General features: G+C 74.0%; 21 protein-coding genes. 14 read left to right on the top strand and 7 right to left on the bottom strand.

All coding sequences use genetic code 11. The features are described 5' to 3' along the window. Positions 1-8: 8 nt before the first annotated feature. From EV374_RS11795 to EV374_RS11785, 3 genes are all read left to right on the top strand, one after another. A complete protein-coding gene (locus EV374_RS11795) occupies positions 9-650 on the top strand; it encodes a hypothetical protein (protein WP_132234534.1) in 642 nt (213 codons plus the stop codon). A gap of 243 nt (positions 651-893) precedes the next feature. Next, positions 894-2,156 carry a serine/threonine-protein kinase gene (locus EV374_RS11790; protein ID WP_132234532.1) on the top strand — a complete coding sequence of 421 codons (1,263 nt, stop codon included), beginning with the start codon at positions 894-896 and terminating at the stop codon, positions 2,154-2,156. Between the two features lie 147 nt (positions 2,157-2,303). Next, entirely contained in the window at positions 2,304-4,055 is a 1,752-nt protein-coding gene (locus EV374_RS11785) for a substrate-binding and vWA domain-containing protein (RefSeq protein ID WP_486485718.1), read from the top strand. A gap of 87 nt (positions 4,056-4,142) precedes the next feature. On the opposite strand, the gene gdhA is transcribed toward EV374_RS11785, so the two are convergent. Together gdhA and EV374_RS11775 are read right to left on the bottom strand one after the other, a co-directional pair. Then, entirely contained in the window at positions 4,143-5,480 is a 1,338-nt protein-coding gene (gdhA, locus tag EV374_RS11780) for an NADP-specific glutamate dehydrogenase (RefSeq protein ID WP_132234528.1), read from the bottom strand. Between the two features lie 112 nt (positions 5,481-5,592). Beyond that, positions 5,593-6,612, bottom strand: coding sequence for an NAD(P)/FAD-dependent oxidoreductase (locus EV374_RS11775; protein WP_132235033.1), 1,020 nt, complete (start codon positions 6,610-6,612; stop codon positions 5,593-5,595). Between the two features lie 80 nt (positions 6,613-6,692). Here EV374_RS11775 and EV374_RS11770 point away from each other — a divergent pair, with 80 nt between their 5' ends. The 3 genes from EV374_RS11770 to EV374_RS11760 all read left to right on the top strand — a co-directional run bounded on the left by EV374_RS11770 (position 6,693) and on the right by EV374_RS11760 (position 8,379). Continuing rightward, entirely contained in the window at positions 6,693-7,286 is a 594-nt protein-coding gene (locus EV374_RS11770) for a helix-turn-helix domain-containing protein (protein ID WP_132234526.1), read from the top strand. A 159-nt stretch (positions 7,287-7,445) separates the two neighbouring features. Further along, positions 7,446-7,865, top strand: a complete 420-nt coding sequence (locus EV374_RS11765) for a phosphatase domain-containing protein (protein WP_132234524.1) — start codon at positions 7,446-7,448, stop codon at positions 7,863-7,865. 265 nt (positions 7,866-8,130) lie between these two features. Then, entirely contained in the window at positions 8,131-8,379 is a 249-nt protein-coding gene (locus EV374_RS11760) for a hypothetical protein (RefSeq protein ID WP_132234522.1), read from the top strand. A 167-nt stretch (positions 8,380-8,546) separates the two neighbouring features. On the opposite strand, the gene EV374_RS11755 is transcribed toward EV374_RS11760, so the two are convergent. Continuing rightward, positions 8,547-10,820: an excinuclease ABC subunit UvrA gene (locus tag EV374_RS11755; protein ID WP_132234520.1), complete on the bottom strand. Its 2,274-nt coding sequence runs from the start codon at positions 10,818-10,820 to the stop codon at positions 8,547-8,549. Between the two features lie 177 nt (positions 10,821-10,997). Here EV374_RS11755 and EV374_RS11750 point away from each other — a divergent pair, with 177 nt between their 5' ends. Beyond that, positions 10,998-11,738 carry a MerR family transcriptional regulator gene (locus EV374_RS11750; RefSeq protein WP_207914103.1) on the top strand — a complete coding sequence of 247 codons (741 nt, stop codon included), beginning with the start codon at positions 10,998-11,000 and terminating at the stop codon, positions 11,736-11,738. A 1-nt stretch (position 11,739) separates the two neighbouring features. On the opposite strand, the gene EV374_RS11745 is transcribed toward EV374_RS11750, so the two are convergent. The 3 genes from EV374_RS11745 to EV374_RS11735 all read right to left on the bottom strand — a co-directional run bounded on the left by EV374_RS11745 (position 11,740) and on the right by EV374_RS11735 (position 13,763). After that, on the bottom strand, positions 11,740-12,468 hold the full coding sequence (locus tag EV374_RS11745) for a class I SAM-dependent methyltransferase (protein ID WP_132234518.1): 729 nt from the start codon (positions 12,466-12,468) through the stop codon (positions 11,740-11,742). A gap of 177 nt (positions 12,469-12,645) precedes the next feature. Next, the gene (locus EV374_RS11740; protein WP_132234516.1) at positions 12,646-13,311 is read right to left on the bottom strand and encodes a YwiC-like family protein; all 666 of its coding nucleotides are present in this window, start codon (positions 13,309-13,311) and stop codon (positions 12,646-12,648) included. Positions 13,312-13,430: 119 nt separating this feature from the next. Then, on the bottom strand, positions 13,431-13,763 hold the full coding sequence (locus tag EV374_RS11735; protein WP_132234514.1) for a cupin domain-containing protein: 333 nt from the start codon (positions 13,761-13,763) through the stop codon (positions 13,431-13,433). Between the two features lie 276 nt (positions 13,764-14,039). Here EV374_RS11735 and EV374_RS11730 point away from each other — a divergent pair, with 276 nt between their 5' ends. Both EV374_RS11730 and EV374_RS11725 read left to right on the top strand, forming a co-directional pair. Then, positions 14,040-15,395 (top strand): D-alanyl-D-alanine carboxypeptidase family protein, encoded by a 1,356-nt coding sequence (locus EV374_RS11730; RefSeq protein WP_486485717.1) that lies wholly within the window; start codon positions 14,040-14,042, stop codon positions 15,393-15,395. 87 nt (positions 15,396-15,482) lie between these two features. Continuing rightward, on the top strand, positions 15,483-16,301 hold the full coding sequence (locus tag EV374_RS11725) for a peptidylprolyl isomerase (protein ID WP_486485716.1): 819 nt from the start codon (positions 15,483-15,485) through the stop codon (positions 16,299-16,301). Between the two features lie 160 nt (positions 16,302-16,461). Here the strand turns inward: EV374_RS11725 and EV374_RS11720 are convergent, their stop codons facing one another. Further along, entirely contained in the window at positions 16,462-17,484 is a 1,023-nt protein-coding gene (locus tag EV374_RS11720; protein WP_132234512.1) for a LacI family DNA-binding transcriptional regulator, read from the bottom strand. 237 nt (positions 17,485-17,721) lie between these two features. On the opposite strand from EV374_RS11720, the gene EV374_RS11715 reads away from it, so the two are divergent. Genes EV374_RS11715 through EV374_RS11695 form a run of 5 tightly spaced genes read left to right on the top strand, consistent with a single transcriptional unit; the run spans position 17,722 to position 24,153 of the window. Continuing rightward, positions 17,722-19,020, top strand: a complete 1,299-nt coding sequence (locus EV374_RS11715; RefSeq protein WP_132234510.1) for an extracellular solute-binding protein — start codon at positions 17,722-17,724, stop codon at positions 19,018-19,020. A gap of 8 nt (positions 19,021-19,028) precedes the next feature. After that, complete coding sequence (locus EV374_RS11710; RefSeq protein ID WP_132234508.1) at positions 19,029-19,970, top strand: carbohydrate ABC transporter permease; 942 nt, start codon at positions 19,029-19,031, stop codon at positions 19,968-19,970. Then, positions 19,967-20,788 (top strand): carbohydrate ABC transporter permease, encoded by an 822-nt coding sequence (locus tag EV374_RS11705; RefSeq protein WP_486485715.1) that lies wholly within the window; start codon positions 19,967-19,969, stop codon positions 20,786-20,788. The genes EV374_RS11710 and EV374_RS11705 overlap by 4 nt, the downstream gene beginning before the upstream one ends. Next, positions 20,785-23,163 (top strand): glycoside hydrolase family 3 protein, encoded by a 2,379-nt coding sequence (locus EV374_RS11700; protein ID WP_486485714.1) that lies wholly within the window; start codon positions 20,785-20,787, stop codon positions 23,161-23,163. Before EV374_RS11705 ends, EV374_RS11700 begins: the two co-directional genes overlap by 4 nt. A gap of 3 nt (positions 23,164-23,166) precedes the next feature. After that, on the top strand, positions 23,167-24,153 hold the full coding sequence (locus EV374_RS11695) for an acetylxylan esterase (protein WP_132234506.1): 987 nt from the start codon (positions 23,167-23,169) through the stop codon (positions 24,151-24,153). The last annotated feature ends 42 nt before the right edge of the window (positions 24,154-24,195 follow it).

The following is a 24,195-nucleotide window of genomic DNA, read 5'->3' as shown; positions in this document are numbered from 1 at the left end:
AACCAATCATGCGGCTATCCCGCATCATCATGGCGCTCACGGTCGGTCTGGCCGTGCTGGCCGCGCCGACCGCAGCGGGGGCGGCGCAGCCGCAGCCGGCGCCCGGCACCGGAACGCCACAGCCCCCGGTCTACCCGCCGGGCGGCACCCCGACGCTCGCGGTCAGCCCGCCGACCGTCGTGGTCGGCCAGACCGCCACCCTGATCGGCAGGGGCTGGGGGCCGGGCGAGACGGTGATCATCACCGTCAGCACGTCGCCGCTCGCCGCCGCCGTGCCGGGCACCGACCAGGCGCGCCGCAGCGACGGCGAGATCGTCGCCATGGCGCCGGTCTCGTTCCAGCAGGCACCTCAGCCGAACCCCAGGACCCTGACGGTCACGGCTGACGACGACGGCTACTTCCGCACCACCTACACGCCGCGTCACCACGGCACCTACACCTTCCGGGCCGAAGGTCAGACCTTCCACCGCGTGGCGACCGCGACGCTGACCGTGCTCAAGAAGCACGCGCCGCCGCTGCCCGTCACGGGCGACAGCCTGAGCACGCCGATGAAGTTCGGCGGCGGCCTCGTCGGCGCCGGCGCGGTGCTCCTGCTGCTGTCACTGGTGTGGCGCAAGCGCCACCGCTTCGGCATGGGAGCCGCGCGCTGACGGCGAAGCTCCCTCCGGGCAGTGCCCGGACACCGCGAAACGGCTGGCGCCCGTCGGAGACATCCGACGGGCGCCAGCTCGTCCCGTGCCACCCCGCCGCGCCGACCCGTCCGATTCGCCGCGGCCCGCCCCGGCGAGGTCGGTCGACCGCCCGGGCACCCTCGGCAGCCAGGCGGGGACATGGCACCATGACCGTGTCCTCCGCCGCCGGGTGGCCGGGGACACGACATCGATGGAGTCGGGATGACAGGACTGGCCGGCGCGCCGGTGCCGGGGCTGGCGCCACTGTGGACGCACGACCCGGTGACCGCCGGCCCGTACCGGCTGGTCGGTCGGCTGGGCGCGGGCGGCCAGGGTGTGGTCTACCTGGGCGAGGACGACCAGGGCCACCAGGTGGCCGTCAAAATGATCAACGTCGACCTGAGTGACCTGCGGGCACGGGCGCAGTTCATGAAGGAGATCGCCGCGGCGCGCCGCGTCGTGCCGTTCTGCACCGCGCAGGTGCTCTTCGCCGAGGTCGACGGCGAACGCCCCTACGTGGTCAGCGAGTTCATCGAGGGCCCGACCCTCTACCGGCACGTCCGCGAGCAGGGTCCGGTCGCCGGCAACGCGCTGCACCGCCTCGCCGTCGGTACGGCCACCGCGCTCGCCGCGATCCACCGCTGCGACGTCGTGCACTGCGACCTGAAGCCCGACAACGTGGTGCTCGGCCGCGACGGCCCCCGGGTGATCGACTTCGGCATCGCCCGCGCCCTGGGCGTCACCGAGACGGTGACCAGCCGGGTGATGGGGACCACCGCGTACATGGCCCCGGAGCGGTTCCGCAACGACTCGGTCGGGCCACCCTGCGACGTCTTCGCCTGGGCCGCCACCATCGCCTTCGCCGCCGGGGGGCGGCCGCCGTTCGGGACCGACTCGCTCTTCGCGGTGATGCACCGGGTGCTCAACGAGCCGCCCGACCTGCCCGCGCTGCCACCGGGCCTCGACGAGCTGATCAGGCAGTGCCTGGCGAAGGACCCGGCGGAGCGGCCGGAGGCCGAAGAGGTGCTGATGCGGCTGCTCGGGCAGGACGTCCGGGCCGCGGGCCCGCTGCGCCGGGAGACCGTGCTCCAACTCGGCAACGAGACCGCCGGCACGCCGACGCCGGGTGAGCCGCTGCCGTTGCCCCGTACCGCGTCCGACCCGCCGCCGGCCCGGCCGGAACCGGCGGCGTCGACCGGAGCCGGTACGGCACCGGCGGCCCGACCGGAACCGACGTCGCAGAGCCCGTCCACGGCCTCCGTGCCCGCCGACCAGGCGGAAGCTGGCTGGGGGCGGCGGCTCGGTCGTGAGTCGACAGACGCCTGGGGCATCTCGACCGCGATCTTCCTCGGCTCGGTCGGCGCCGCGGCCGGATACGTCGCGTCGAGCGCGGTGGAGGCGGCCGCGGCGACCGGGGCGGCCACCTTCGTCGTGGTCTACGCGGTTCGGCTGCTGGTCGCGACGGCACTCCGCGACCGCCCCTGACCGAGGGGCACGGGTGGGCGGGGGCGGCCGTCCCGGACGCCGGGTCGGGCACCGCCGGTGGCACCGCACCGATAGGTTGACTGCCACCAGTTGACCGCCGAGGAGGACGTCGCCATGGCCCCAGCCCCGCCGCGCGCACGACAGTGGTTGCCATACACCGCGGCCGTCACCGCCGGGCTGCTGGTCATAGTCGGGGCGTTCGTGCTCGTCCGGCAGCGGGACGCGGGCACCGACCGGCCCCGGGCCGACTGTGCCGTCCGCCTGGACGTGAACTCCTCGACCGAGAAGGCGGCGCTGCTGGTCGAGCTGGCGAAGCGGTACAACGACAGCGACCGGTCGCTCGACGGCGGCGGCTGCGCCCAGGTGCACGTCAGCGCCCTCAACTCGGGCAAGGCCACCGAGGTCCTGGCCGCCGGGTGGAGCGGCACCGGCCTGCCGCAGCCGCAGGTCTGGTTGCCGACGTCGAGCCTCTGGACGGGCCAGCTCCGGCTGCTCGACGAGGCCGCCGGGCGGGCGCCGCAGACCCCGGGCCGCTACCCGTCGATCGCCAACAGCCCGCTGGTCATCGCGATGCCGCAGCCCAAGGGCGAGCTGGTACGCCAGCGCGGGTCGCTGGGCTGGGGGGAGATCCTCGGCCTCTCCGGGCGGCAGGGCTGGGCGGGCTTCGGCAAACCGGAGTGGGGCCGCTTCACCTTCGGCAAGGACAACCCGAACCTCTCCACCTCGGGTCTGGCGGCGACCATCGCCACCTACTACGCCGCCGCGAAGCGCTCCAGTGACCTCACCAAGTCGGACCTGTCGGACCCGAAGGTGACCCGGTTCGTCCGGCAGATCGAGGCCAACGTGTCGCACTACAGCGACGACTCGGTGGAGCTGCTGCGCGACCTCGCCGAGGCCGACCTGGCCGGCACGGGCGCCGGCGACATGAGCGCCATCGTCATGCAGGAGGAGCTGGTCCACCTCTACAACGAGGGCGGGCTGAGCCCGCGGCAGGAGGGCCAGGAGCGGGGCCCCCGGCCGAAGGTCCCGCTGGTCGCCGTACACCCGAAGGAGGGCACCTTCAACCTGGACCACCCGTTCGTGGTGCTCCCCTCCGCCGACGGACGGCAGCGCGCGGCGGCGGACGACTTCCTGAAGTTCCTGACCGCGGACCCCCAGCAGGAGAGCTTCGCCCGCCTCGGCTTCCGGGACCACGAGCGTCGTGCCTCGGCGGAGCTGCTCGCCAGCGTCGGCGCCGAGCCCGCCGGCGGGCTGTCCTACTTCGCGCCGCCGAACCCGGAGGTGGTCGAGGCGATGCTGGACGGCTGGAGCACGCTGCGCAAGAAGGCCAACATCCTGATCGCGCTGGACACCTCCGGGTCGATGGAGAAACGGGTCGGGAACAGCACCCGCTTCCAGGTCGCCTCGGCGGCGGCGAAAAAGGGGCTCGCGCTGCTCAACTCCGAGGACCGGGTCGGGCTCTGGTCGTTCTCCTCGGAGACGTCGAAGCGGCCCGAAGGCCCGTACCGGGAGGAGGTCCGGCTCGGCGACTTCGACCACAAGCGGATCAACGACCGGATCGCCGGCCTGCACGTCGCGGGGGACACGGCGCTCTACGCGACGGTCCGGGCCGCCCACCGCCAGCTGCTCGACCGGTACGACCCGGACCGGATCAACGCCGTCGTCGTGCTGACCGACGGCAAGAACGAGTACGCCCGGGACAACGACCTGAACCGGCTGCTCGCCGACGTGGCCCTGGACCCGCGGCGTCCGGTGAAGGTCTTCTGCATCGCCTTCGACGGGGATTCGGACTTCGCCACGCTGGACCGGATCGCCAAGGCGTCGTCGGGCAAGGCGTTCGACGCCACCGACCCCGCCATGATCGACGAAGCGTTCGTGAAGCTGGTCAGCAGCTTCTGAGCCGGCCGCCGGCGCTGCCGGGAGGGGCGACGCGCGTCGTCCCCCGACCGGCCGCGCCGGCGCTGTCGCGGCGGACCGGCAGCCCCGTCAGATCAGGCCGTGGGCCAGCATCGCCTCCGCCACCCGGCGGAACCCGTCGATGTTGGCGCCGGCCACGTAGTCGCCGGGCAGCCCGTACTCCTCGGCGGTGCTCCAGCAGCGGTCGTGGATGTTGCGCATGATGTCGCGCAGCCGCTGCTCCGACTCGGCGAACGTCCACGAGTCCCGGCTGGCGTTCTGTTGCATCTCCAGCGCGCTGACCGCCACGCCGCCGGCGTTGGCCGCCTTGCCCGGCGCGAAGCGCACCCCGGCCCGGCCGAGGATGCGGACCGCCTCCGGCGTGGTGGGCATGTTCGCGCCCTCCACCACCGCGACGCAGCCGCCGGCCACGAGCGCCGCGGCCTCCGCGCCGCCGATCTCGTTCTGCGTCGCGCACGGCAGCGCCAGCTCGCAGGGCACCTCCCAGACGGTACGCCCGGAGACCGCCACCGCGTGCGGCACGTGCCGGGCGTAGTCGTCGAGCCGGGCCCGGCGCTGCTCCTTCAGCTCCCGCAGCAGCTCCAGGTCGATGCCCTTGTCGTCGAGGACGTAGCCGGACGAGTCGGAGCAGGCGACCACCCGCCCGCCGAGCTGGTGCACCTTCTCGATCGCGTAGATCGCCACGTTGCCGGAGCCGGAGACCACGACCCGCTTGCCGTCCAGGCTGTCGCCGGTCTGCCGGAGCATCTCGTCGGCGAAGAAAACCGCCCCGTAGCCGGTCGCCTCGCGGCGCACCTGCGCGCCCCCGTACGCCAGGCCCTTGCCGGTCAGCACCCCCGACTCGTACCGGTTGGTGATCCGCTTGTACTGGCCGAACAGGTAGCCGATCTCCCGGCCGCCCACGCCGATGTCCCCGGCCGGCACGTCGGTGTCCGCGCCGATGTGCCGGTACAGCTCGGTCATGAAGCTCTGGCAGAACCGCATCACCTCCCGGTCCGAGCGACCCTTCGGGTCGAAGTCCGCGCCGCCCTTGCCGCCACCGATCGACAGCCCGGTCAACGCGTTCTTGAAGATCTGCTCGAAGCCCAGGAACTTCACGATCCCGAGGTAGACCGACGGGTGGAAGCGCAATCCGCCCTTGTACGGGCCGAGCGCGCTGTTGAACTCCACCCGGAAGCCCCGGTTGACCTGGATCCGGCCGCGGTCGTCCTCCCACGGCACCCGGAAGATGACCTGCCGCTCCGGCTCGCAGATCCGCTCGATGATCCGCGCCTCGGCGTACTCGGGGTGTCTGGCCAGCGCCGGGCCGATGCTCTCCAGCACCTCGCGTACCGCTTGGTGGAATTCCGGCTCGCCCGGATTGCGGGCGACCACGCTGGTGAACACCGTCTCCACGGTCTCCGGCATACGACACGTCCCTTCGCTTGCGCTGCTAGACCCTGTTGCTATCACCCGGACCCGGTTACCCGCCAACCGTCCCGCGATACGGACCGTGACCTCCGTCCGGTTCACCGCGACGTCACAGGCCGTGGCGACGGTCGCCCACCACCTGCTCGCAGAGCGCCGCCTCAGAGCGCGCGGAGAACGGGGCGCGGTGGGCGGCGACGGCCCGCCGGGTCTCCTCGGCGACCAGGTCGGCGTTGATCTGGGCCGCCGCGAACACTCCGGCCGCCGCGGCGGCACCGACCTGGGCCGCCGGATCGGTGACGTTGCCGGCGACCCACACTCCGGGCACGTCGGTGCGGCCCGTCGCGTCGGCAGGGACGTGCTCGCCGACCCCCGCCGGGTGTGCCGCGGGTCGCAGCCCGAGCGCCGCGAGGAATCCGGCGCGCGCCACCATCCGCGACGAGACGGCCAGCGCCTCCCGGCGTACGAGAGTGCCGTCGCCCAGCCGTACGCCCACGAGGCGGTCGTCGACGACCTCCAGGGACGCGACCTCGCCGTCGACCACGCGGATCTTTCGGGCCGCCAGCTGCTCCGCATGCTCGTCGGTGAGCGGCGCCATGGTGTGCCGAAAGTACGTGACGTCGGCGCTCAACTGCCGGAACAGCAGCGCCTGGTGCACCGAGAACGGCCCGCTGGCCAGCACGCCGATGGCCCGGTCGCGGACCTCCCAGCCGTGGCAGTACGGGCAGTGCAGCACGTCCCTGCCCCAGCGCTCCCGCAGCCCCGGGACGGCCGGCAGTTCGTCCACCAGCCCGGTGGCCACCAGCAGCCGGCGCGCGCGGACCGCCCGACCGTCGGCCAGCGTCACCGTGAACCCGCCGTCGTCGCGGTTCGCGGCGGCGACCTCGCCGGTGACCACCCGGCCGCCGTAGCCGCGTACCTCCGCCCGGCCGCGTTCCAACAGCTCGGCCGGCCGGATCCCCTCGCGGGCCAGCAGCCCGTGCACGCCCTCGGCCGGGGCGTTGCGCGGCGCGCCCGAGTCGAGCACCACCACCGACCGTCGCACCCGGGCCAGCGTCAGCGCCCCGCTCAACCCCGCGGCGCCACCTCCGATCACCACCACGTCGTAGCCGCCATCCAACTGATCGGTCACCGTGACCACCTCCCGCGACCACGATGCGGTCGCCGCCGCCAGGGTGGCAAACATTGTTGCCATAGTGGCAAGATGGCGGCATGGACGACGACCTGGACCAGGCGCTCGGCGCGGTCGGTCCCCGGCTGCGTGCGCTGCGTCGGCAGCGGGAGACCACCCTGGCCGACCTGTCGACGGCGACCGGCATCTCGGTGAGCACGCTCTCCCGGCTGGAGTCCGGGTCCCGCCGGCCCACCCTCGAACTGCTCCTCCCGCTGGCCAGGGCGCACGGCGTCACGCTCGACGAACTCGTCGACGCCCCGTCCACCGGCGACCCGCGCGTCCACCTGCGCCCGGTCACCCGCCACGGGATGACCATGCTGCCCCTGACCCGCCGGCCCGGCGGCATCCAGGCGTACAAGCTGGTGATCCCGGGCGGCGGTCGCAGGGCGGAGCCCGATCCGCAGACCCACGAGGGCTACGAGTGGCTCTACGTCCTCAACGGGCGGCTGCGGGTCGTCCTCGGCGACCAGGACCTCGTGCTCACGCCGGGGGAGGCGGCGGAGTTCGACACCCGCGTACCGCACTGGTTCGGGTCGGCCGACGCCGAGCCGGTCGAGTTCCTCAGCCTCTTCGGCAGGCAGGGCGAACGCGCCCACCTCCGCGCCCGCCCAAAAACCCCACCCGGACCCTGACCCCCCACGCGCCCCCTCCCTCCCGCTATCCCCCCGTTGATCATGAAGTTGTTGCCACTTTTGGAGATCGAATCCGTCGACAACTTCATGATCAACATTGGATCTGGGGCGGGGCGGGGCGGGGCAGCGGGGGAGCGGGGCGGACGTGAGGATGGGGGGATGAGTGATGTACGGGTGTGGGGCGAGCAGGTGGGGGTTGTCGTACTACCGAGTGGGGTGCGGGTGCGGGGACGACGGATCGCGGACGAGACGTCGCCCGCCGACTTCGCCCTGCTGCTGGCACCCGGGCCGACGCCCGCCTGGCCGCACCGGCGGATCCGGTGGCCCGACTTCTGGGTCCCGGTCGACCGGGCGGACGCGATCGACGCCCTGACCGAGGCCCTGCGTCGTGCCCACGACGGCGAACGCGTCGAGGTGGCCTGCCGGGGCGGCACCGGGCGTACGGGCACCGCGCTGGCGGCGCTGGCGATCCTCGACGGGCTGCCGCCCGAGCAGGCGGTGGACTGGGTGCGCGCCACCTACCGCCCGCGGGCCGTGGAGACGCCCTGGCAGCGTCGCTGGCTGCGCCGCCTCACCTGACGCACCGCGCGCCCCGCGCCCAGCCCCGCGCCCTGCCGGCCTCGCACCGGTGCTGCGTGTGGCACCCGCGCCGCGTGCCGTACCCGCGCCGCGTGCCGTACCCGCGCCGCGCACCGCGTCCGCACCTGGGGCGCCGCGGCGGCGAATCCCTCCGCCGGGAAGGCGGACGCGGCGGGTTGTGGTGCTTGTCATCGGACGTGTTTGGGCAGCTCACGGGGGGTATGAGTGGCGCCGCACCCGATCTCCGAGGCAGGTACCAGGCACCATGGCTCCACCCCGCATCCCCGTCCGCCACCACGGCGCCCACCGGGCACCGGCCCGCCCGGCGTCGGTGACCGCCCGCACCGTGGCGTCGCTGGCCGTTCTCGTCGTCCTCGCCACGCTCTTCCTCGACGCCCTGCTGATCATCGTCGGGCTGCTCACTCCGGTCGCGGCGGCGGTGTCGCCGTTACGCCGTTGGGCGCGCCGGCTGGCGGCGCCGTCCGCCCGGGCGGTCCCCGTGTCGGGACGCTGACCGCTCGGCGGGCGACCCCGGGCACCGCCCCCGGCCAGGCAGCCGGGGATGCGGACCCGGGCGGCCGAGGGCGATGCAGTCCGGGCCGGAGGGCGATCCGATCCGGGGCCTGACGTGGGCCGGCGCGGGTATGGCGTCCGGAGGGTCGCCGTCGTCCGGCCGGTGGCTCAGCGGCCCACGTACTCGCGCAGGTGACGGGCGGTCAGCGTGTCGCCGTGGGCGACCAGCTCGGCCGGCGTGCCGGTGAAGACGATCCGGCCGCCGTCGTGTCCCGCCCCCGGACCGAGGTCGATCAGCCAGTCGGCGTGCGCCATGACCGCCTGGTGGTGCTCGATGACGACGACGGTGTTGCCGGCGTCGACCAGCCGGTCCAGCAGGGCGAGCAGTTGGTCCACGTCGGCCAGGTGCAGGCCGGTGGTCGGCTCGTCCAGGACGTACGTGCTCCCGCTGTCGGCCATGCGGATGGCCAGCTTGAGCCGCTGCCGCTCGCCGCCGGAGAGCGTGTTGAGCGGCTGGCCGAGGGTGAGGTAGCCGAGCCCGACGTCGACCAGCCGGTCGAGGATCGCCCGGGCGGGGCCGCCGGGGAAGAAGTCCCGGGCCTGGATGGCCGGCATCGCGAGCACCTCGCTGATGTTCTTCCCGCGCAGCCGGTAGGTGAGCACCTCGTCGGTGAAGCGCCGTCCCTCGCACCGCTCGCAGACCGAGGCGACACCGGCCATCATCGCCAGGTCGGTGTAGACCAGGCCGATGCCCTTGCAGGTGGGGCAGGCGCCTTCGGAGTTGGCGCTGAACAGCGCGGCCTTGACCCCGTTGGCCTTGGCGAAGGCGGCGCGGATCGGGTCCAGCAGGCCGGTGTAGGTGGCCGGGTTGCTGCGCCGGGAACCCCGGATCGGCGACTGGTCGACGACCACCACGCCGTCGCGGCGGTGCAGCGAGCCGTGGATCAGTGAGCTCTTGCCGGAGCCGGCCACCCCGGTCACCACGGTCAGCACGCCGAGCGGGATGTCGACGTCGACGTCGCGCAGGTTGTGCAGGTCGGCGTTGCGGATCGACAGCTGGCCGGACGGCCGGCGTACGTGCTCGCGCAGGCGTGCCCGGTGGTCGAGGTGCCGGCCGGTGAGGGTGTCGGAGCGGCGCAGGCCGGCGACGTCACCGGTGAAGCAGATCCGGCCGCCGGCCGTGCCGGCCCCGGGCCCGAGGTCGACCACGTGGTCGGCGATGGCGATCGTCTCGGGCTTGTGCTCGACGACCAGCACCGTGTTGCCCTTGTCGCGCAGGCGCAGCAGCAGGTCGTTCATCCGGGCGATGTCGTGCGGGTGCAGGCCGACCGTCGGTTCGTCGAAGACGTACGTGACGTCGGAGAGGCTGGAGCCGAGGTGCCGGACCATCTTCACCCGCTGCGCCTCGCCGCCGGAGAGGGTGGCGGACTCGCGGTCCAGGCTGAGGTAGCCCAGGCCGATCTCGACCAGCGAGTCGAGCAGGTCGCGCAGGTTGCCGGTCAGCGGGGCGACCGACGGGTCGTCGATGGCGCGGACGAACCCGGCCAGGTCGCTGATCTGCATCGCCGAGCACTCGGCGATGTTCCTCCCGTCGATCCGGGAGGAGAGTGCCGCCGCGTTGAGCCGGGTCCCGCCGCAGTCGGCGCAGGTGGTGAAGGTGACCGCCCGGTCGACGAAGGCGCGGATGTGCGCCTGCATCGACTCGCGGTCCTTGGCCAGGTAGAGCCGGCGCACCTTGACCGCCAGGCCCTCGTACGTCCAGTTGTTGCTGCCCACCTTGATCTTCGTGGACGGCTTGTGGAGGAAGTCCTGCCACTGCTGCGGCGTGTAGTCCTGGAGCTTCGTGTCGGGGTCGAACAGCCCGGAGTGGACGATGGTCTGCCAGTACCACGAGTCGACGGCGAAGTTGGGCACCTTGATCGCGCCGTCGTTGAGCGAGCGTTCGACGTCGACGAGTTCGTCGACGTCGAGGTCGGAGACCCGCCCGAGGCCCTCGCAGGCCGGGCACATGCCCTCGGCCAGGTTGAAGCTGAACGCGCCGGCCCCGCCCACGTGCGGGGTGCCGAGCCGGCTGAAGACGATGCGCAGCATCGCGTACGCGTCGGTGGCGGTGCCGACGGTGGAGCGCGAGTTCGCGCCCATCCGCTCCTGGTCCACGACGATGGCCGCGCTGAGGTTGCGCAGCGAGTCGACGTCGGGGCGGCTCACGTTCGGCATGAACGACTGGAGGAAGGCGCTGTAGGTCTCGTTGATCAGGCGCTGCGACTCGGCGGCGATGGTCCCGAAGACCAGGGACGACTTCCCGGAGCCGGAGACCCCGGTGAAGACGGTCAGCCGGCGCTTGGGGATGTCCACCGAGACGGAGGCGAGATTGTTCTCCCTGGCGCCGCGCACCTCGATCATGTCGTGACTGTCGGCGGCGGACCGTGCTGGCTGCTGCATGCGAACCCTTCGCGAGATCGTGGGCGGAGTCCCGCCCGGGGTACATCTACGGGGGCCAGGCCGCCTTCAATCGTCTCATTCAACCGCCCGTAGAGGGTTTCACCTCCTTCAACAGCTGCGGCGGCCCGGAGTGGGAGGGAAAGTCTCAAACCACGTGGAGACCGGTAGGGTGGCCCGGTGGTGGATGCGGGACGACGGGCCGGACGATGGCGGGGGGCGGAGGTCGCGGCGACCGCGGGCATCTCCGTCCAGCAGGTGCGCAACTACGTCGACCTCGGCGTGCTGCCGCCGGTCGAGCGCACCCCCGCCGGCTACCGGGTCTTCACCGGCGACCACGTGCGGGCACTGGCGGTGGTCCGGCGGATGGCCGAGGGGCACGGCTGGGCGCGTACCCGGGAGGTCATGGTCGCGGTGCACCGGGGCGACCTGGCGGCGGCGCTGGCGGCGCTCGACGCCGGCCACGCCGAGCTGGACCGGGAGCGGGCCGACATCCGGCGGGTGCTCGGCGCGTTCGAGACCGTGGTCTCCCGCCCGGCCGCCGTCCTGCCGGCGCCCCGGCGCGGCGCCCGCATCGGTGAGGTCGCCGAGCTGGTCGGCGTCCGCACCTCGCAGCTACGGCTGTGGGAGCAGCGCGGCCTGCTCCGGCCGGTCCGCGAGCGCGGCACCGGCTACCGGATGTACGACGCGGCCGAGCTGCGCGCCGCGCAGGTCGTGGCGCTGCTGCGCCGGGGCGCGTACCCGTTCGACATCGTCGCGGCGGTGCTCGGCGAGATGCGTACCACCGGCAGTGCTCAACGGGTCCACGCGGAGCTGGCCAAGCGGGAGCAGGAACTGCACCGGCGCAGCCTGCGGCGGCTGCACGCCTCGGCCGCGCTGTACGACTACCTGCGCCACCGCGACCCGGCCCTGCCCGGGTGACTCAGCGCAGCACCAGCAGGTCGAGGTGGTCGACGACGGGGCCCGTCGCCGTGGCGGCCGCGGCCCGGAGCCGGGCCAGCCCCGCGGCGTACTCCTCGTCGGTGATCAACTGGAGCAGGGTGTGGGCCCGGCGGTCGAGGTTCGCGGCGCACTCGGCCAGCGACGCCGCCGTGATCTGCGCGACGGGCTCGACGGTGCTGACGGTGAACCCGGCCGTGGCGAACGCGGCGCGCACCCGCGCCAGGTCCGGATAGGTCTCGAGGACGCGTACCGCCTCCGGGAACCAGCGGAACAGCGTGATCCGCTGGTGCCGGCCGGGAAACGGCGAGCGGATCAGCACGGGCGCGCCCGGGCGGAGCACCCGGCGCAGCTCCCGCGCCGCCGCGTCGAGGTCGGGAATGTGGTGCACCATCGTGGACAGCCACGCGGCGTCCGCCACGGAGTCGCGCAGCGGCAGCGCGACCGCGTCGCCGGCGAGCAGCGGCCGGTGGCTGGCGCGGGAGCGCATCGCCCCGGCAGGCTCCACCCCCACCACCCGGGCGCCGAACCACTCGGTGAAGGCGGCGGCCCAGGCGCCGGTGCCGGCCCCGAGGTCGAGCAGTGTGGTGCCGGTACGCGGCCGAAGGTGTTGCTGCACCGCGTGCCGCCACCGGTCCAGGCCGCCGCGCGGCAGCTCCCGGGTCGCGGCGAAGGCCGCCGCGTCGGCGTCGTCGTAGGAGATCAGAGCCACGGCCATCACCTCGCCACCGTCGCCGGGCGGTCCGGCCGAACGTTCCCCGGTTCTAGTCGGTGAGCGCTGCCGGAGGCAACGGCTTGTGAGCCAACCGACGCGGTGCGTCCCGCCCCGTGGGAGCCCTCCCCTCGACGCGGGCCGACGGGGCCCGGCAGCGCCCCGCCCCCGCCGGGGTCAGAGCGCCACCGCCGCCAGCACCAGCAGGGCGCACGCCGTCTCGACCAGCCCCACCCGCACCGGCGCGACCCGGCGCCCGGCGAGCAGCACCGCCCGGGCCAGCAGCACCGCGAAGACCACGGCGACCGGCGTCGGCGCCCAGAGCGCGGCGGCGACCGCGACGACGGCGTGGTAAGTCCACGACACCCACCGGTACCGGACGCTGTCCCGTTCCCGGATCATCGTCTTGACGTGCACGACGGTGCCGACCAGGTAGCCCAGTGCCACGACCGTCACCCCGACCACGCCGGTCCACGGCACCCCGGCGACCGTGGCCACGACGAGACCGAGCAGGCCGCACTGCGCCACGAAGGCGAGGTCGTTGACGAACGCCCGGTCGCGGCGCCGGCGCGCGTAGCCGGCGTTGACGGCGGCGAGGGCCACGAAGATCGGGGCGTAGGCGAGCGTCGCGGGCCGGGCCACCAGCACCGGCGTGCCGAGCGCGACGGTGGCGAGCCCGTACCCGACGAGGTGCGGGCGCACCCGGCGGATCCGCCCGGTCTTGACCGCCTGCAACCCGAAGTAGGACAGCGGGTATCCGGCGAGCGCGGCCCCGAGCAGGGGAAGGTGCAGCGGATGCGGGCCGGTGACGGTCAGCGCCGCCAGGAAGGGCAGCAGTAGCATCGCCCATGCGCCGTGCTGCGGCGGCACCCGGCCCGGCGACCGGCCCCGGCCCGGAGCGTGACCGGGGGCGGCCACGGCGGCGCGCCCGGCCGGGCGGTGACGACGGGCCGGGACGGTGCTCACGGCCGCGGCGTCACGGTGAGCAGGACGGCGGCGTCCGTGACGGCGTGCAGCGCGTGCCGCAGCGGCGGAATGACCACGAGGTCGCCGACGTCGCCCGCCCAGGACTCGTCCCCGGCCACCAGGCGCACCCGCCCCACGAGCACCTGCAGCGTCGCCTCGCCCGGGCTGTCGTGCTCGTCGAGGGACCGGCCGCCGCGCAGGGCGAGCAGGGTCTGCCGCAGGCGGCGGTCCCGGCCCGGGTGCAGGGAACGTGCGCTGCGTCCGCTGTCGGCCTCCCGCGCGGCGGCGAGCTGCTCGTCGGCGAGGCGGGTCAGCGAGAGGGCTTCCATGGTCGTCCCTTCGTCGGTGTCGGGCGGCCCGCGGGGCGGAGACGCCGCCCACGGCGGTGCCCGGCACGTAAACCGGAAGATCGGTTACCGCTTTCAGTCTTTAGCTTCCGTCCCGGCCGGGCCCCGCGGCAGGGCCGATGGTCCCGGAACCGTCGGGTCCGCGCCGCCGAAACGGTCGGGCGGGAGGTGAGCCGGCCACGCCTTCGACCCGTCCCGGACCTCCGGGCCTGGAGAACCCGGCCCGCGCCACGAACTGCGCCGACTAGGGTGCGGTGCATGAAGGTTCGGCTGCTGGCGGCCACGGCGACCGCCGTCCTCCTCGGCACCGGCGCGCCCGTCCCCGCGGCGGCCGGCCCGGCCGGTCCCGCCGCCCTCGTGACCTCCGCGCCCGGCGTCGTCGCGTCCGCGCCCGGCCAGGTGCCGTCCCCGCCCGGCCTGGTGCCGTCAGCGTCCGGAGTGGCACCGTCCGCGCCCGGGGCCGTCGGGTCCGCGCCCTGCCCGAAGGCGCCCGCGCCCAGCATGTCCCGGCCGCCACGCCCGTCGCCGCCGCCGGCCGTGCCGCAGGAGCGGGCCGTCGGCGGCCCGGCGCTCGACACCGCCGGTCTGGTCGTCCCGGCGGGGGCCGCGCGCCCGCCGGCGGTCACCGCGACCTCGTGGCTGGTCGCCGACCTGGACTCCGGCCAGGTGCTGGGCGGCTGCGGCCCGCACGAGTACGGCACCCCGGCCAGCGTGCAGAAGCTGCTGCTGGCGGCCACCATGCTGCCCCGACTCGACCCGCAGCAGGTCGTCACCGTCACCGACGGGGACATGGACATCGAACCCGGCTCCTCGGCCGTCGGGCTGGTCGCCGGCGGACGGTACCGGATCGAGACCGTCTGGCTCGGGCTGCTGCTCCAGTCCGGCAACGAGGCGGCCAACGTGCTGGCCCGCCTCGGCGGCGGGCCGGACGGGATGGCCGGCGGCGTGCGGGCGATGAACGAGGAGGCGCACCGCCTCGGCGCCCTCCAGACGCACGCGGTCACCCCCTCCGGGCTCGACGGGCGGGGCCAGTTCACCAGCGCGTACGACCTGGCGCTGGTCGCCCGGGCCTGCTTCGCCGACCCGACGTTCCGCCGGTACGCGCTGACCGAGACGCACCGCGTCCCCGCCCAGCCGGCGCAGCGGACCAAGGGTTTCGAGATCCAGAACGAGAACCAGCTCATCTACCGCTACCCGGGCGCGCTCGGCGGCAAGACCGGCTTCACCGACCTGGCCCGGCACACCTACGTCGGGGCGGCCCAGCGCAACGGGCGGCGGCTGGTGGTCACGCTGCTCGGCGCCGAGCCGCAGCCCGCGCGGGGCTGGGAGCAGGGCGCGGCCCTGCTCGACTGGGGCTTCACGCTGCCGCGGGGCTCCGCCGTCGGCCGGCTGGTCGAGCCCGGGGAGCTGACCGCCTCGGCTACCCCCTCGCCACCCGCGCTCGCCGCCACCGTCGATCCGCGCCCGGCCGCGGCCAGCGGCCCGATCGAGGACGGGCTGATCGCCCGGTGGCCCGTGGCCGCGCTCGCGGCGGGGGCGGTCGCGCTGCTGGGGACGGCGCTGCTCTGGCGCCGCCGGGCGGCCCGGCGCCGGTACGGCAGGGCCCCTTCCTGACCTCGCCCGGGGCGGGGCGGATCGACAAGCGACGACGGGATCCATAGACTCCGGTCTTTCCGGCGCCACGAGTCCAGGAGGATCCCCGTGTCGAGCGAACCCCGACCGCACCCCGTCCCGCCGTCGATCGAGGCGCCCCGCCGGCCGGCCCGTACGCTGTCCCGCCTCGCCGGGGTGGCCCTGGTCGCGGGCGCGCTGGTCACCGGTGGCGGCGCCGCCGCGGTCGCCGCGCCCGGCGGAGCCCCGGCCGACGCCGCCGTTTCCCGGGTCACGCCCGGCCCGTGCGCCTACACCGAGACGCCCGAGGACCCCGCCGCCAGGCCGGTCCCGCTGCCGCCCGACCCGAGGCGCACCCCCGACCGGGGTACCGTGCGGGTCACGCTGCGCACCAACCAGGGGCCGATCGGGCTGACCCTCGACCGGGAGGCGGCCCCCTGCACCGTGCAGAGCTTCCTGCACCTGGTGCGCCACCGCTTCTACGACCGCACCTCCTGCCACCGGCTCACCGCGTACCCGACGCTGAAGGTGCTCCAGTGCGGTGACCCGTCCGGCACCGGCTCCGGCGGCCCCGGCTACCGCTACGCCGACGAACTGCCCACCGACCTGCCGCCGGCGCCGACCGACCCGACCGGCGTACGCCGGCTCTACGCCCGGGGCACCCTCGCCATGGCCAACGCGGGCCCCGACACCAACGGCAGCCAGTTCTTCCTGGTCCAGTCGGACTCGGCGCTGCGCCCGAACTACACGGTGTTCGGCTCGATCGACGCCGCCGGCCTGGCCACCCTGGACCGGATCGCCGCCGGCGGCATCGCCCCCACCGTCGAGGACCCCGCGCCGGTCGACGGCGCGCCCGCCCTGCCGGTGGACATCCGGCGCGCGGTCCGGCACCACCACCCGCACCGCTGAACCCGAAGGCCCGGTGCTCCCCGCCGGCCGCGGCGCCGTTCCGGAATCTCCGCCGGCCCGCGCGCGGCGACTGCCGGCGGTCAGGCCGGTGGCGATCCCCCGGAACTTCCGGAACGCTGTCGGGAGAGCCGCGGCCGGACGGCGAGCCGCGCGGCGGCGCTCACGACCGGCGCGGCGGCGCCGTGCTGTCCCGGACGACCAGGTTGGTGGCGAGTTCCACCCGGGGGGAGTCGATGCCCTCGCCCTGCGCCAGCCGTAGCACGGTTCGGGCGGCCAGGCGACCCATCTCCACCAGCGGTTGCCGGACGGTGGTCAGCGGCGGTGAGGCCCAGCGGGCCTCGGGCAGGTCGTCGAAGCCCACGACGCTGACGTCGTCGGGGATCCGCAGCCCGCGGCGGCGGACAGCCTCGTAGACGCCGAAGGCCATCTGGTCGCTGGCCGCGAAGATGGCCGTCGGCGGGTCGTCGAGGTCGAGCAGCGCCGTCCCGGCGGCGAAGCCCGAGGCGTGGTAGAAGTCGCCGGGGTGCACCAGGCGGTCCTCCACCGGCACCCCGGCCGCCTCCAGCCCGGCCCGGTGGCCGTCCAGGCGGGCCCGGCTGCACAGCAGGTGCGTCGGCCCGGCGACGAAGCCGATCCGCCGGTGCCCGAGTGACAGCAGGTGCTCGGTCGCGGCGAGCCCGCCGGCCCAGTTGGTGGCGCCGACGGTGGGCACGTCGGTGGCGGGCACGCCGGCCGGGTCGACGACCACCACGGGCACGTTGAGGCGGCGCAGCTGCGCGTGCAGCGGCGGGCTCAGGTGCGAGGTCACGAAGATGACGCCGTCCGTGGCGCGGGCCCGCAGGTTCTGCAACCACTGCCGCGCCGCGGTCGACTGGCGGTGGATCGCGGAGACCACCGTGCCGACGCCCGCGCCGTGCCCGACGTCCTCGACCCCCCGGATGATCTCGACCGCCCAGGGGCTGTCCAGGTCGTTGAAGACCAGGTCGACCAGGCCGACGCGGCTGACCGTGCGGCTGCCCCGGCGCTGGTAGCCGTGCTGGCGCAGCAGCTCCTCCACCCGCTCGCGGGTGCCGGGAGCCACGTCCGAGCGCCCGTTGAGCACCCGCGACACGGTCGGCACCGAGACCCCGGCCTCCCGCGCGATGGCGGTGATGGTGATCCTGCGCCCGTCGTCGCCGTCCACCCGCGTCTCCTTCACCGGTCGGAAGACCGACCGTACCCGTGACCACCGAAAAACGTCCGGAACGGCGGGGCCGCTCCACCGGCCCATCTTGCCCCACGATCGGGGGTTGACGACACGGCAGGTCGGTTCTAGCGTTCGGACGAGTTACGGAAGTATTCCGGAAACTTGTCGGACACCTTTCGGTCGTCGCGCCGGCGGCGACGTCCCCCACCACACCCCCACCACGAGAGGTCGATCATGACTGTACGCACGCGGCTCGTCCGGGCCGTCGCGCTCGGCGCCGCCCTGGCGCTGGCGTTGCCACTGACCGCCTGCGGTGACGGTGACTCGGCCGCCGGCCCGGACGAGATCCGCATCCTGGTGTACGGCGACGCCACCAACAAGGTCGAGAAACAGCTCGTCGATACGTTCAACAAGACGTCGAAGGTCAAGGCGGTGCTGGACACCATCCCCGGCGCCGACTACCAGACCAAGCTCCAGACCATCATCAACACCAAGCAGGCGCCGGACGTCTTCTTCAACTGGGGCGGCGGCAGCATCACCCCGTTCGTCAAGGCCGACCTGTTGCTGCCGCTGGACGACATGATCGCCAAGGACCCGGGGCTGAAGGCGAACTTCCTGCCGTCGGTCTTCAACACCGCGATGGTCGACGGCAAGGCGTACGGGGTGCCGATGCGCGGCACCCAGCCGGTGCTGCTGTTCCACAACAAGAAGGTCCTCGCCGACGCCGGCATCACCCCGCCGAAGACGTGGGACGACCTGCTGGCGGCCGTACGGACGCTCAAGGGCAAGGGCATCACGCCGATCGCCCTCGGCGGCGGCGACCAGTGGCCGACCCAGATGTGGTACCAGTACCTCTACGACCGGGTGGCCGGCCCCGAGTTGTTCGCCAAGGCGCTCGGCGGCGACAAGAGCGCCTGGGAGAGCCCGGAGAGCCGCCGTGCCCTGGAACTGCTGCGGCAGTTGACCGACGCGGGCGCGTTCGGCACCAACTTCGACTCGGTCAAGTTCACCGACGGCGGATCGCCGGCACTGCTGTCCAGCGGCAAGGCCGGCTTCGAGCTGATGGGCTCCTGGAACTACTCGACCCACCACGACGCCAACCCGACCTTCGCCGCCGAGGGCCTCGGCTGGAGCGCCTTCCCGAGCGTCCCGGGCGGCAAGGGCGACCCGCGCAACGTGGTCGGCAACACCAACAACTTCTACTCGGTGCTGAAGAAGACCCGGCACCCGGAGGCCGTGGCCGAGTTCCTCAAGCTCCAGTACTCCGACGAGTTCGTCCAGGCACAGCTGTCCATCGGCAACCTGCCGACCACCACCAACACCGAGAAGTTCCTCGACGGCGCCACCAACCCGGACTACCTGAAGTACCAGTTCACCCTGGTCAAGGAGGCCCCGAACTTCCAGCTCTCCTGGGACCAGGCGTACCCGCCGGCCGCCACCACGACCATCCACCAGGCCGTGCAGCAGTACTGCAACGGCCGGCTGGACGCCGCCGGCTTCATCAAGGCGATGCAGTCCCTCCAGGCGGGCTGAGCGCGACCATGTCCACCACCACCCTCGCCGCCCCCAGCGTGACGGAGCAGCGACGGGCCCGACGACGCCCGGGCGGCCCCACCCTCAGCCGCCCGGGCTTCGCCTGGGCGCTGCCCGCCACCCTGTTCTTCGGGCTCTTCGCGCTCGCCCCGCTGGTCCTCGTGGTCGTGCTCAGCTTCACCAGCTGGGCGGGCCTCGGCTCGCCGGAGTACGTCGGGCTGGACAACTGGCAGCGGCTCGCCCGCGACCCGGTGATGATCAACAGCCTGTGGCTGAGCGTCCTGCTCACCGCCCTCGGCGTGCTGGTGCAGACCCCGCTGAGCCTGCTGATCGGCGTGTGGGCGGCCGGGCCGCAGCGCAACCGGGCCGTACTGTCCGCCATCTTCTTCCTGCCGCTGCTGCTGTCGGCGACCGCCGTGTCGGTGCTGTGGCGGGCGCTGCTCGACCCGAACTTCGGCGTACCCGGTCAGGCCCCGTGGCTGTTCGGCGACGGCAACCTCTTCGGCAGCCGGACGGGCGCGATCGCCGTGCTGGTCCTCGTCGGCAGTTGGCAGTTCATCCCGTTCCACGCGCTGATCTACCAGGGCGCGGCCCGGGCCGTGCCGGCGGTGCTCTACCAGGCCGCCGAGGTCGACGGCGCCGGCCGGTGGGAGCAGTTCCGCCACGTGACCCTGCCGCAGCTGCGCAACGCCATGATCACCTCGGTGGTGCTCATGGTCGTCGGCGGGCTGACCACGTTCGACACCGTGCTGATCCTCACCCAGGGCGGGCCGGGCACCGACACCACCATCACCGCCTACCACATGTACGAGCAGGCGTTCCGCAGCTTCGACTTCGGCGCCGGCGCGGCCATCGCCCTGCTCCTCGTCGTCGTCGCCACCGTCATCTCGCTGATCGTGGTCCGGGTCTCCGGCTACGACAAGATGCGCTCCACGATGGAGGGCCTGTGAAGCGGCACCGCCCCAACTGGCTCGCCGGGATCGGCGCGCTGGCCTGGCTCCTCGTGGTCGGCCTGCCGATCTACGTCATGCTGGCGACCACCGTGCAGACCCGCGAGGGCTACGGCCGCAACGGCCCGCTCGCCCCGCCCGACACCTTCACCCTCGACAACTACACCGGCGCCTTCGACGAGGGCTTCGGCCGCTACCTGTTCAACACGCTCGTGGTGACGGTGAGCGTGGTGGCCATCGTGCTGCTGCTCGTGCCGCCGCTGGCGTACGCCATCGTGCGCAGCCGCAGCCGGCTCACCTCCGGCGTGTTCCGGCTGTTCCTGCTGGGCCTGGCTATCCCGGCGCAGGCGGTCATCGTGCCGATCTTCTACCTGATCAGCAAGGCGGGGCTCTACGACAACCTCGTCGGCGTCATCCTGCCCACCGCCGCGTTCTCGCTGCCGGTGTGCGCGCTGATCCTCAGCGGCGTCATGCGGGACATCACCGGAGACCTGTACGAGGCGATGGCCATCGACGGCGCCAGCCCGGCGCGGGTCTTCGCCCAGCTGGTGCTGCCGCTGTCGCGCGGCGGGATCGCCACGATCGCGGTCTTCTCCGCCCTCCAGGCGTGGAACGGCTTCCTGTTCCCGCTGATCCTCACCCAGTCCGACTCCACCAAGGTGATCACCCTCGGCCTCTACAACTTCCAGACGCAGTACGGGATCAACATTCCCGGCCTGCTCGCCGCGGTCGTGCTGTCGATGGTGCCCGTCCTGCTCGTCTATCTGTTCGCCCGGCGGGCCCTGGTGCAGGGGCTGATGGGCGTCGGAGGAAAGTGACCGACAACGTGACCCTCGACATCGCCCCCGGCACCGCGCTCTGGACCGACCCGACCCTCGACCTCGCGACCCGGGTGGACGCCCTGGTCGCCGCGATGACCCTGCCGGAGAAGGTGGCCCAGCTCTACGGCGTCTGGGTCGGCGCCGCCGCCGACGGGGGAGAGGTCGCGCCGTACCAGCACGACATGGAGGAACCGGTCGACCTGGACGACCTGCTGGACGTCGGCCTCGGCCAGCTCACCCGGCCGTTCGGGACCGCGCCCGTCGACCCCGCGCTCGGCGCGCTGTCGCTGCTGCGGACCCAGCAGCGCGTCGCCGCCGCGAACCGGTTCGGCATCCCGGCGATGGCGCACGAGGAGTGCCTGGCCGGCTTCGCCGCCTGGGGCGCCACCGCGTACCCCGTGCCGCTGTCCTGGGGCGCCACCTTCGATCCGGAGCTGATCGGGCGGATGGCCGCGGCCATCGGCGCCGACCTGCGCCGCGTCGGGGTGCACCAGGGGCTGGCCCCGGTGCTCGACGTGGTGCGCGACGCGCGCTGGGGGCGGGTGGAGGAGACGATCGGCGAGGACCCCTACCTGGTGGGCACCATCGCCACCGCGTACGTGCGGGGCCTGGAGTCCGCCGGCGTGGTGGCGACGCTGAAGCACTTCGCCGGCTACTCCGCCTCCCGGGGCGGGCGCAACCTGGCGCCGGTGGCGATGGGTCCCCGCGAGCGCGCCGACGTGATCCTCCCGCCGTTCGAGATGGCGGTACGCGAGGGCGGCGCGCGGTCGGTGATGCACGCCTACACCGACACCGACGGGATGCCCTCGGCGGCCGACGAGGAGCTGCTGACCGGCCTGCTCCGTGACGCCTGGGGTTTCCCGGGCACCGTGGTGGCCGACTACTTCGGCATCGCCTTCCTGCACACCCTGCACGGGGTGGCAGGCAGCTGGGCCGAGGCGGCGGCCGAGGCCCTGGCAGCGGGCGTGGACGTCGAGCTGCCGACGGTGAAGACGTTCGGCGAGCCGCTGCGCGAGGCGCTCGCGGCCGGCGCGGTGCCGGAGGCGCTGATCGACCGGGCGGTGCGTCGGGTGCTGACGCAGAAGGCGCAGCTCGGTCTCCTCGACGCCGACTGGAGCCCGGTGCCGGCCGCGCTGGCCGGCGCCGACCTGTCCGACCCGGAGGCGCTGCGCGGCACCGTCGACCTGGACCCGCCCGCCAACCGGGCGCTGGCCCGCGAGGTGGCCGAGCGCTCCGTGGTGCTGCTGGCCAACGACGGCACCCTGCCCCTGCGCCGGCCGGCCCGCATCGCGCTGGTCGGCCCGCAGGCGGAGAGCCCCACGGCGGTGCTGGGCTGCTACTCGTTCCCCGCCCACGTCGGCTCCCGGCATCCCGACGTGCCCGTCGGCATCGCGCTGCCCACCCTGGCGGCGGCGCTGCGCGCCGAGTTCCCCGGCAGCGTCGTGGTCACCGTGGCCGGCGTCTCCGTCGACGGCGACGACACTTCCGGGGTGCCGGCGGCCGTCGCGGCGGCGCGGGACGCGGACGTGGTCGTCGCCGCGCTCGGCGACCGGGCGGGACTGTTCGGCCGGGGCACCAGCGGAGAGGGCTGCGACGCCGAGTCGCTGGCCCTGCCCGGGGCGCAGCAGCACCTGCTCGACGCGCTGCTGGACACCGGTACGCCCGTGGTGGTGACGCTGCTCGCCGGGCGGCCCTACGCGCTGGGCCGGGCGGTGACCGACGCGGCGGCGATCGTGCAGTCGTTCTTCCCCGGCGAGGAGGGCACCCCGGCCATCGCCGGCGTGCTCAGCGGCCGGGTCGCACCGCAGGGGCGGCTGCCGGTCAGCGTGCCCCGGGGGCCGGGCGCGCAGCCGACCACCTACCTGTCGGCCCGGCTGGGCCAGGCCAGCGACGTGTCCAACGTCGACCCGACGCCGGCGTTCGGCTTCGGCCACGGCCTGGGCTACACCACGTTCGACTGGTCGGGTCTGGTCGTCGACGAGCCCTTCGCGGCGACCGACGGTGAGCTGCGGCTGCACTTCACGGTGCGTAACACCGGCTCCCGGTGGGGCAGCGAGGTGGTGCAGGTGTACGCCCACGACCCGGTGGCCTCGGTGGTCCAGCCGGTGCAGCGGCTGGTCGGTTACCTGCGGGTGCCGCTGGAGGCGGGCGCGGCCTGCCGGGTCGACCTGACCGTGCCGGCCGACCTGTTCGCCTTCACGGGGCGCGACGGGCGACGCGTCGTGGAGCCGGGGGAGTTGGAGCTGCGGCTGGCGGCGTCCAGCACGGACCACCGGCTCGTGGCGGCGGTCGCGCTGCGTGGTCCGGCCCGGCACGTCGACCACACCCGGCGGCTGCACCCCCGCTTCGCCGTCACGCCGTCGGCCGGCTGAGCGGTGGTCCTCACCGACCTGCCCGAGGAGCAGCTGCGGGCGTACCGGGGCGGGGTGCGGGAGCCGGCGGACTTCGACCGGTTCTGGGCGGACACGCTCGCCGAGTCGCGGGAGTGCGGCTGGCCGGTGCGCGCCGAGCCGGTGCCCACCGGGCTGGCCACGATCGACGTGCTCGACGTGACCTTTCCCGGCTTCGCCGGGCAGCCGGTGCGGGCCTGGCTGCGGCTGCCGCGTGGCGCCGGGTCGCCCCTGCCCACCGTCGTGCAGTACGCCGGCTACGGCGGCGGCCGGGGCCACCCGCTGGAGAACCTGCTGTGGGCCTCGGCCGGCTTCGCGCACCTGCAGATGGACACCCGGGGGCAGGGGGCGGGCTGGACCCGGGGGGACACCCCGGATCCGGCCGCCGCCGGCCCCGAGGTGCCCGGGGTGGCCACCCGTGGCGTGACGGACCCCCGCACGTACTACTACCGGCGGTTCCTCACCGACGCGGTGCGGGCGGTGGACGCCGTCCGGACCCTGTCGGCGGTCGATCCGGCGCGGGTCGCGGTCCTCGGGCACAGCCAGGGCGGCGGGGCGGCGCTCGCCGTCGCCGCGTTGACGCCCGACCTGCGGGCCGTCGTGGCCGGGGTGCCCTTCCTGTGCGACATCCCGCGCGCGATCGTGCTCACCGACGCACAGCCGTACCGGGAGATCCGCGACTATCTGGCCGTCCACCGGCACGCGGAGGAGCGGGTGCTCGACACCCTGGCCTACGTCGACGGGGTGAACTTCGCCCGCCGGTGCCACCTACCGGCCCGCTTCTCCGTGGCGCTGATGGACGAGATCGTGCCGCCGTCGACGGTCTTCGCCGCCGTCAACGCCTGTCGGGGGCCGACGGAGCTGTCGGTCTGGCGCTACAACGGGCACGAGGCCGGCGGGATCGACGACGAGGCGGCCGTGCGCTTCCTGCGCGTACACCTCTCGCCGGACCGGGCGCCCGACGGCCCGTAGCCTGATAGACAGGGGTGTGGCCAGGCCAGTCCGGATCCGCCG

It is taken from the genome of Micromonospora sp. CNZ303 (assembly GCF_004345505.1).
This window is presented reverse-complemented; position numbering and strand designations above follow the sequence as displayed.

What these genes read in the sequence shown, in the direction of transcription:
- EV374_RS11760 (WP_132234522.1), top strand. Translation starts at nt 8,131, where the DNA reads ATGGCTCCACCCCGCATCCCCGTCCGCCACCACGGCGCCCACCGGGCA.
- EV374_RS11795 (WP_132234534.1), top strand. Translation starts at nt 9, where the DNA reads ATGCGGCTATCCCGCATCATCATGGCGCTCACGGTCGGTCTGGCCGTG.
- gdhA (WP_132234528.1), bottom strand. Translation starts at nt 5,480, where the DNA reads ATGCCGGAGACCGTGGAGACGGTGTTCACCAGCGTGGTCGCCCGCAAT.
- EV374_RS11715 (WP_132234510.1), top strand. Translation starts at nt 17,722, where the DNA reads ATGACTGTACGCACGCGGCTCGTCCGGGCCGTCGCGCTCGGCGCCGCC.
- EV374_RS11710 (WP_132234508.1), top strand. Translation starts at nt 19,029, where the DNA reads ATGTCCACCACCACCCTCGCCGCCCCCAGCGTGACGGAGCAGCGACGG.
- EV374_RS11770 (WP_132234526.1), top strand. Translation starts at nt 6,693, where the DNA reads ATGGACGACGACCTGGACCAGGCGCTCGGCGCGGTCGGTCCCCGGCTG.
- EV374_RS11735 (WP_132234514.1), bottom strand. Translation starts at nt 13,763, where the DNA reads ATGGAAGCCCTCTCGCTGACCCGCCTCGCCGACGAGCAGCTCGCCGCC.
- EV374_RS11740 (WP_132234516.1), bottom strand. Translation starts at nt 13,311, where the DNA reads ATGCTACTGCTGCCCTTCCTGGCGGCGCTGACCGTCACCGGCCCGCAT.
- EV374_RS11730 (WP_486485717.1), top strand. Translation starts at nt 14,040, where the DNA reads ATGAAGGTTCGGCTGCTGGCGGCCACGGCGACCGCCGTCCTCCTCGGC.
- EV374_RS11765 (WP_132234524.1), top strand. Translation starts at nt 7,446, where the DNA reads ATGAGTGATGTACGGGTGTGGGGCGAGCAGGTGGGGGTTGTCGTACTA.
- EV374_RS11790 (WP_132234532.1), top strand. Translation starts at nt 894, where the DNA reads ATGACAGGACTGGCCGGCGCGCCGGTGCCGGGGCTGGCGCCACTGTGG.
- EV374_RS11755 (WP_132234520.1), bottom strand. Translation starts at nt 10,820, where the DNA reads ATGCAGCAGCCAGCACGGTCCGCCGCCGACAGTCACGACATGATCGAG.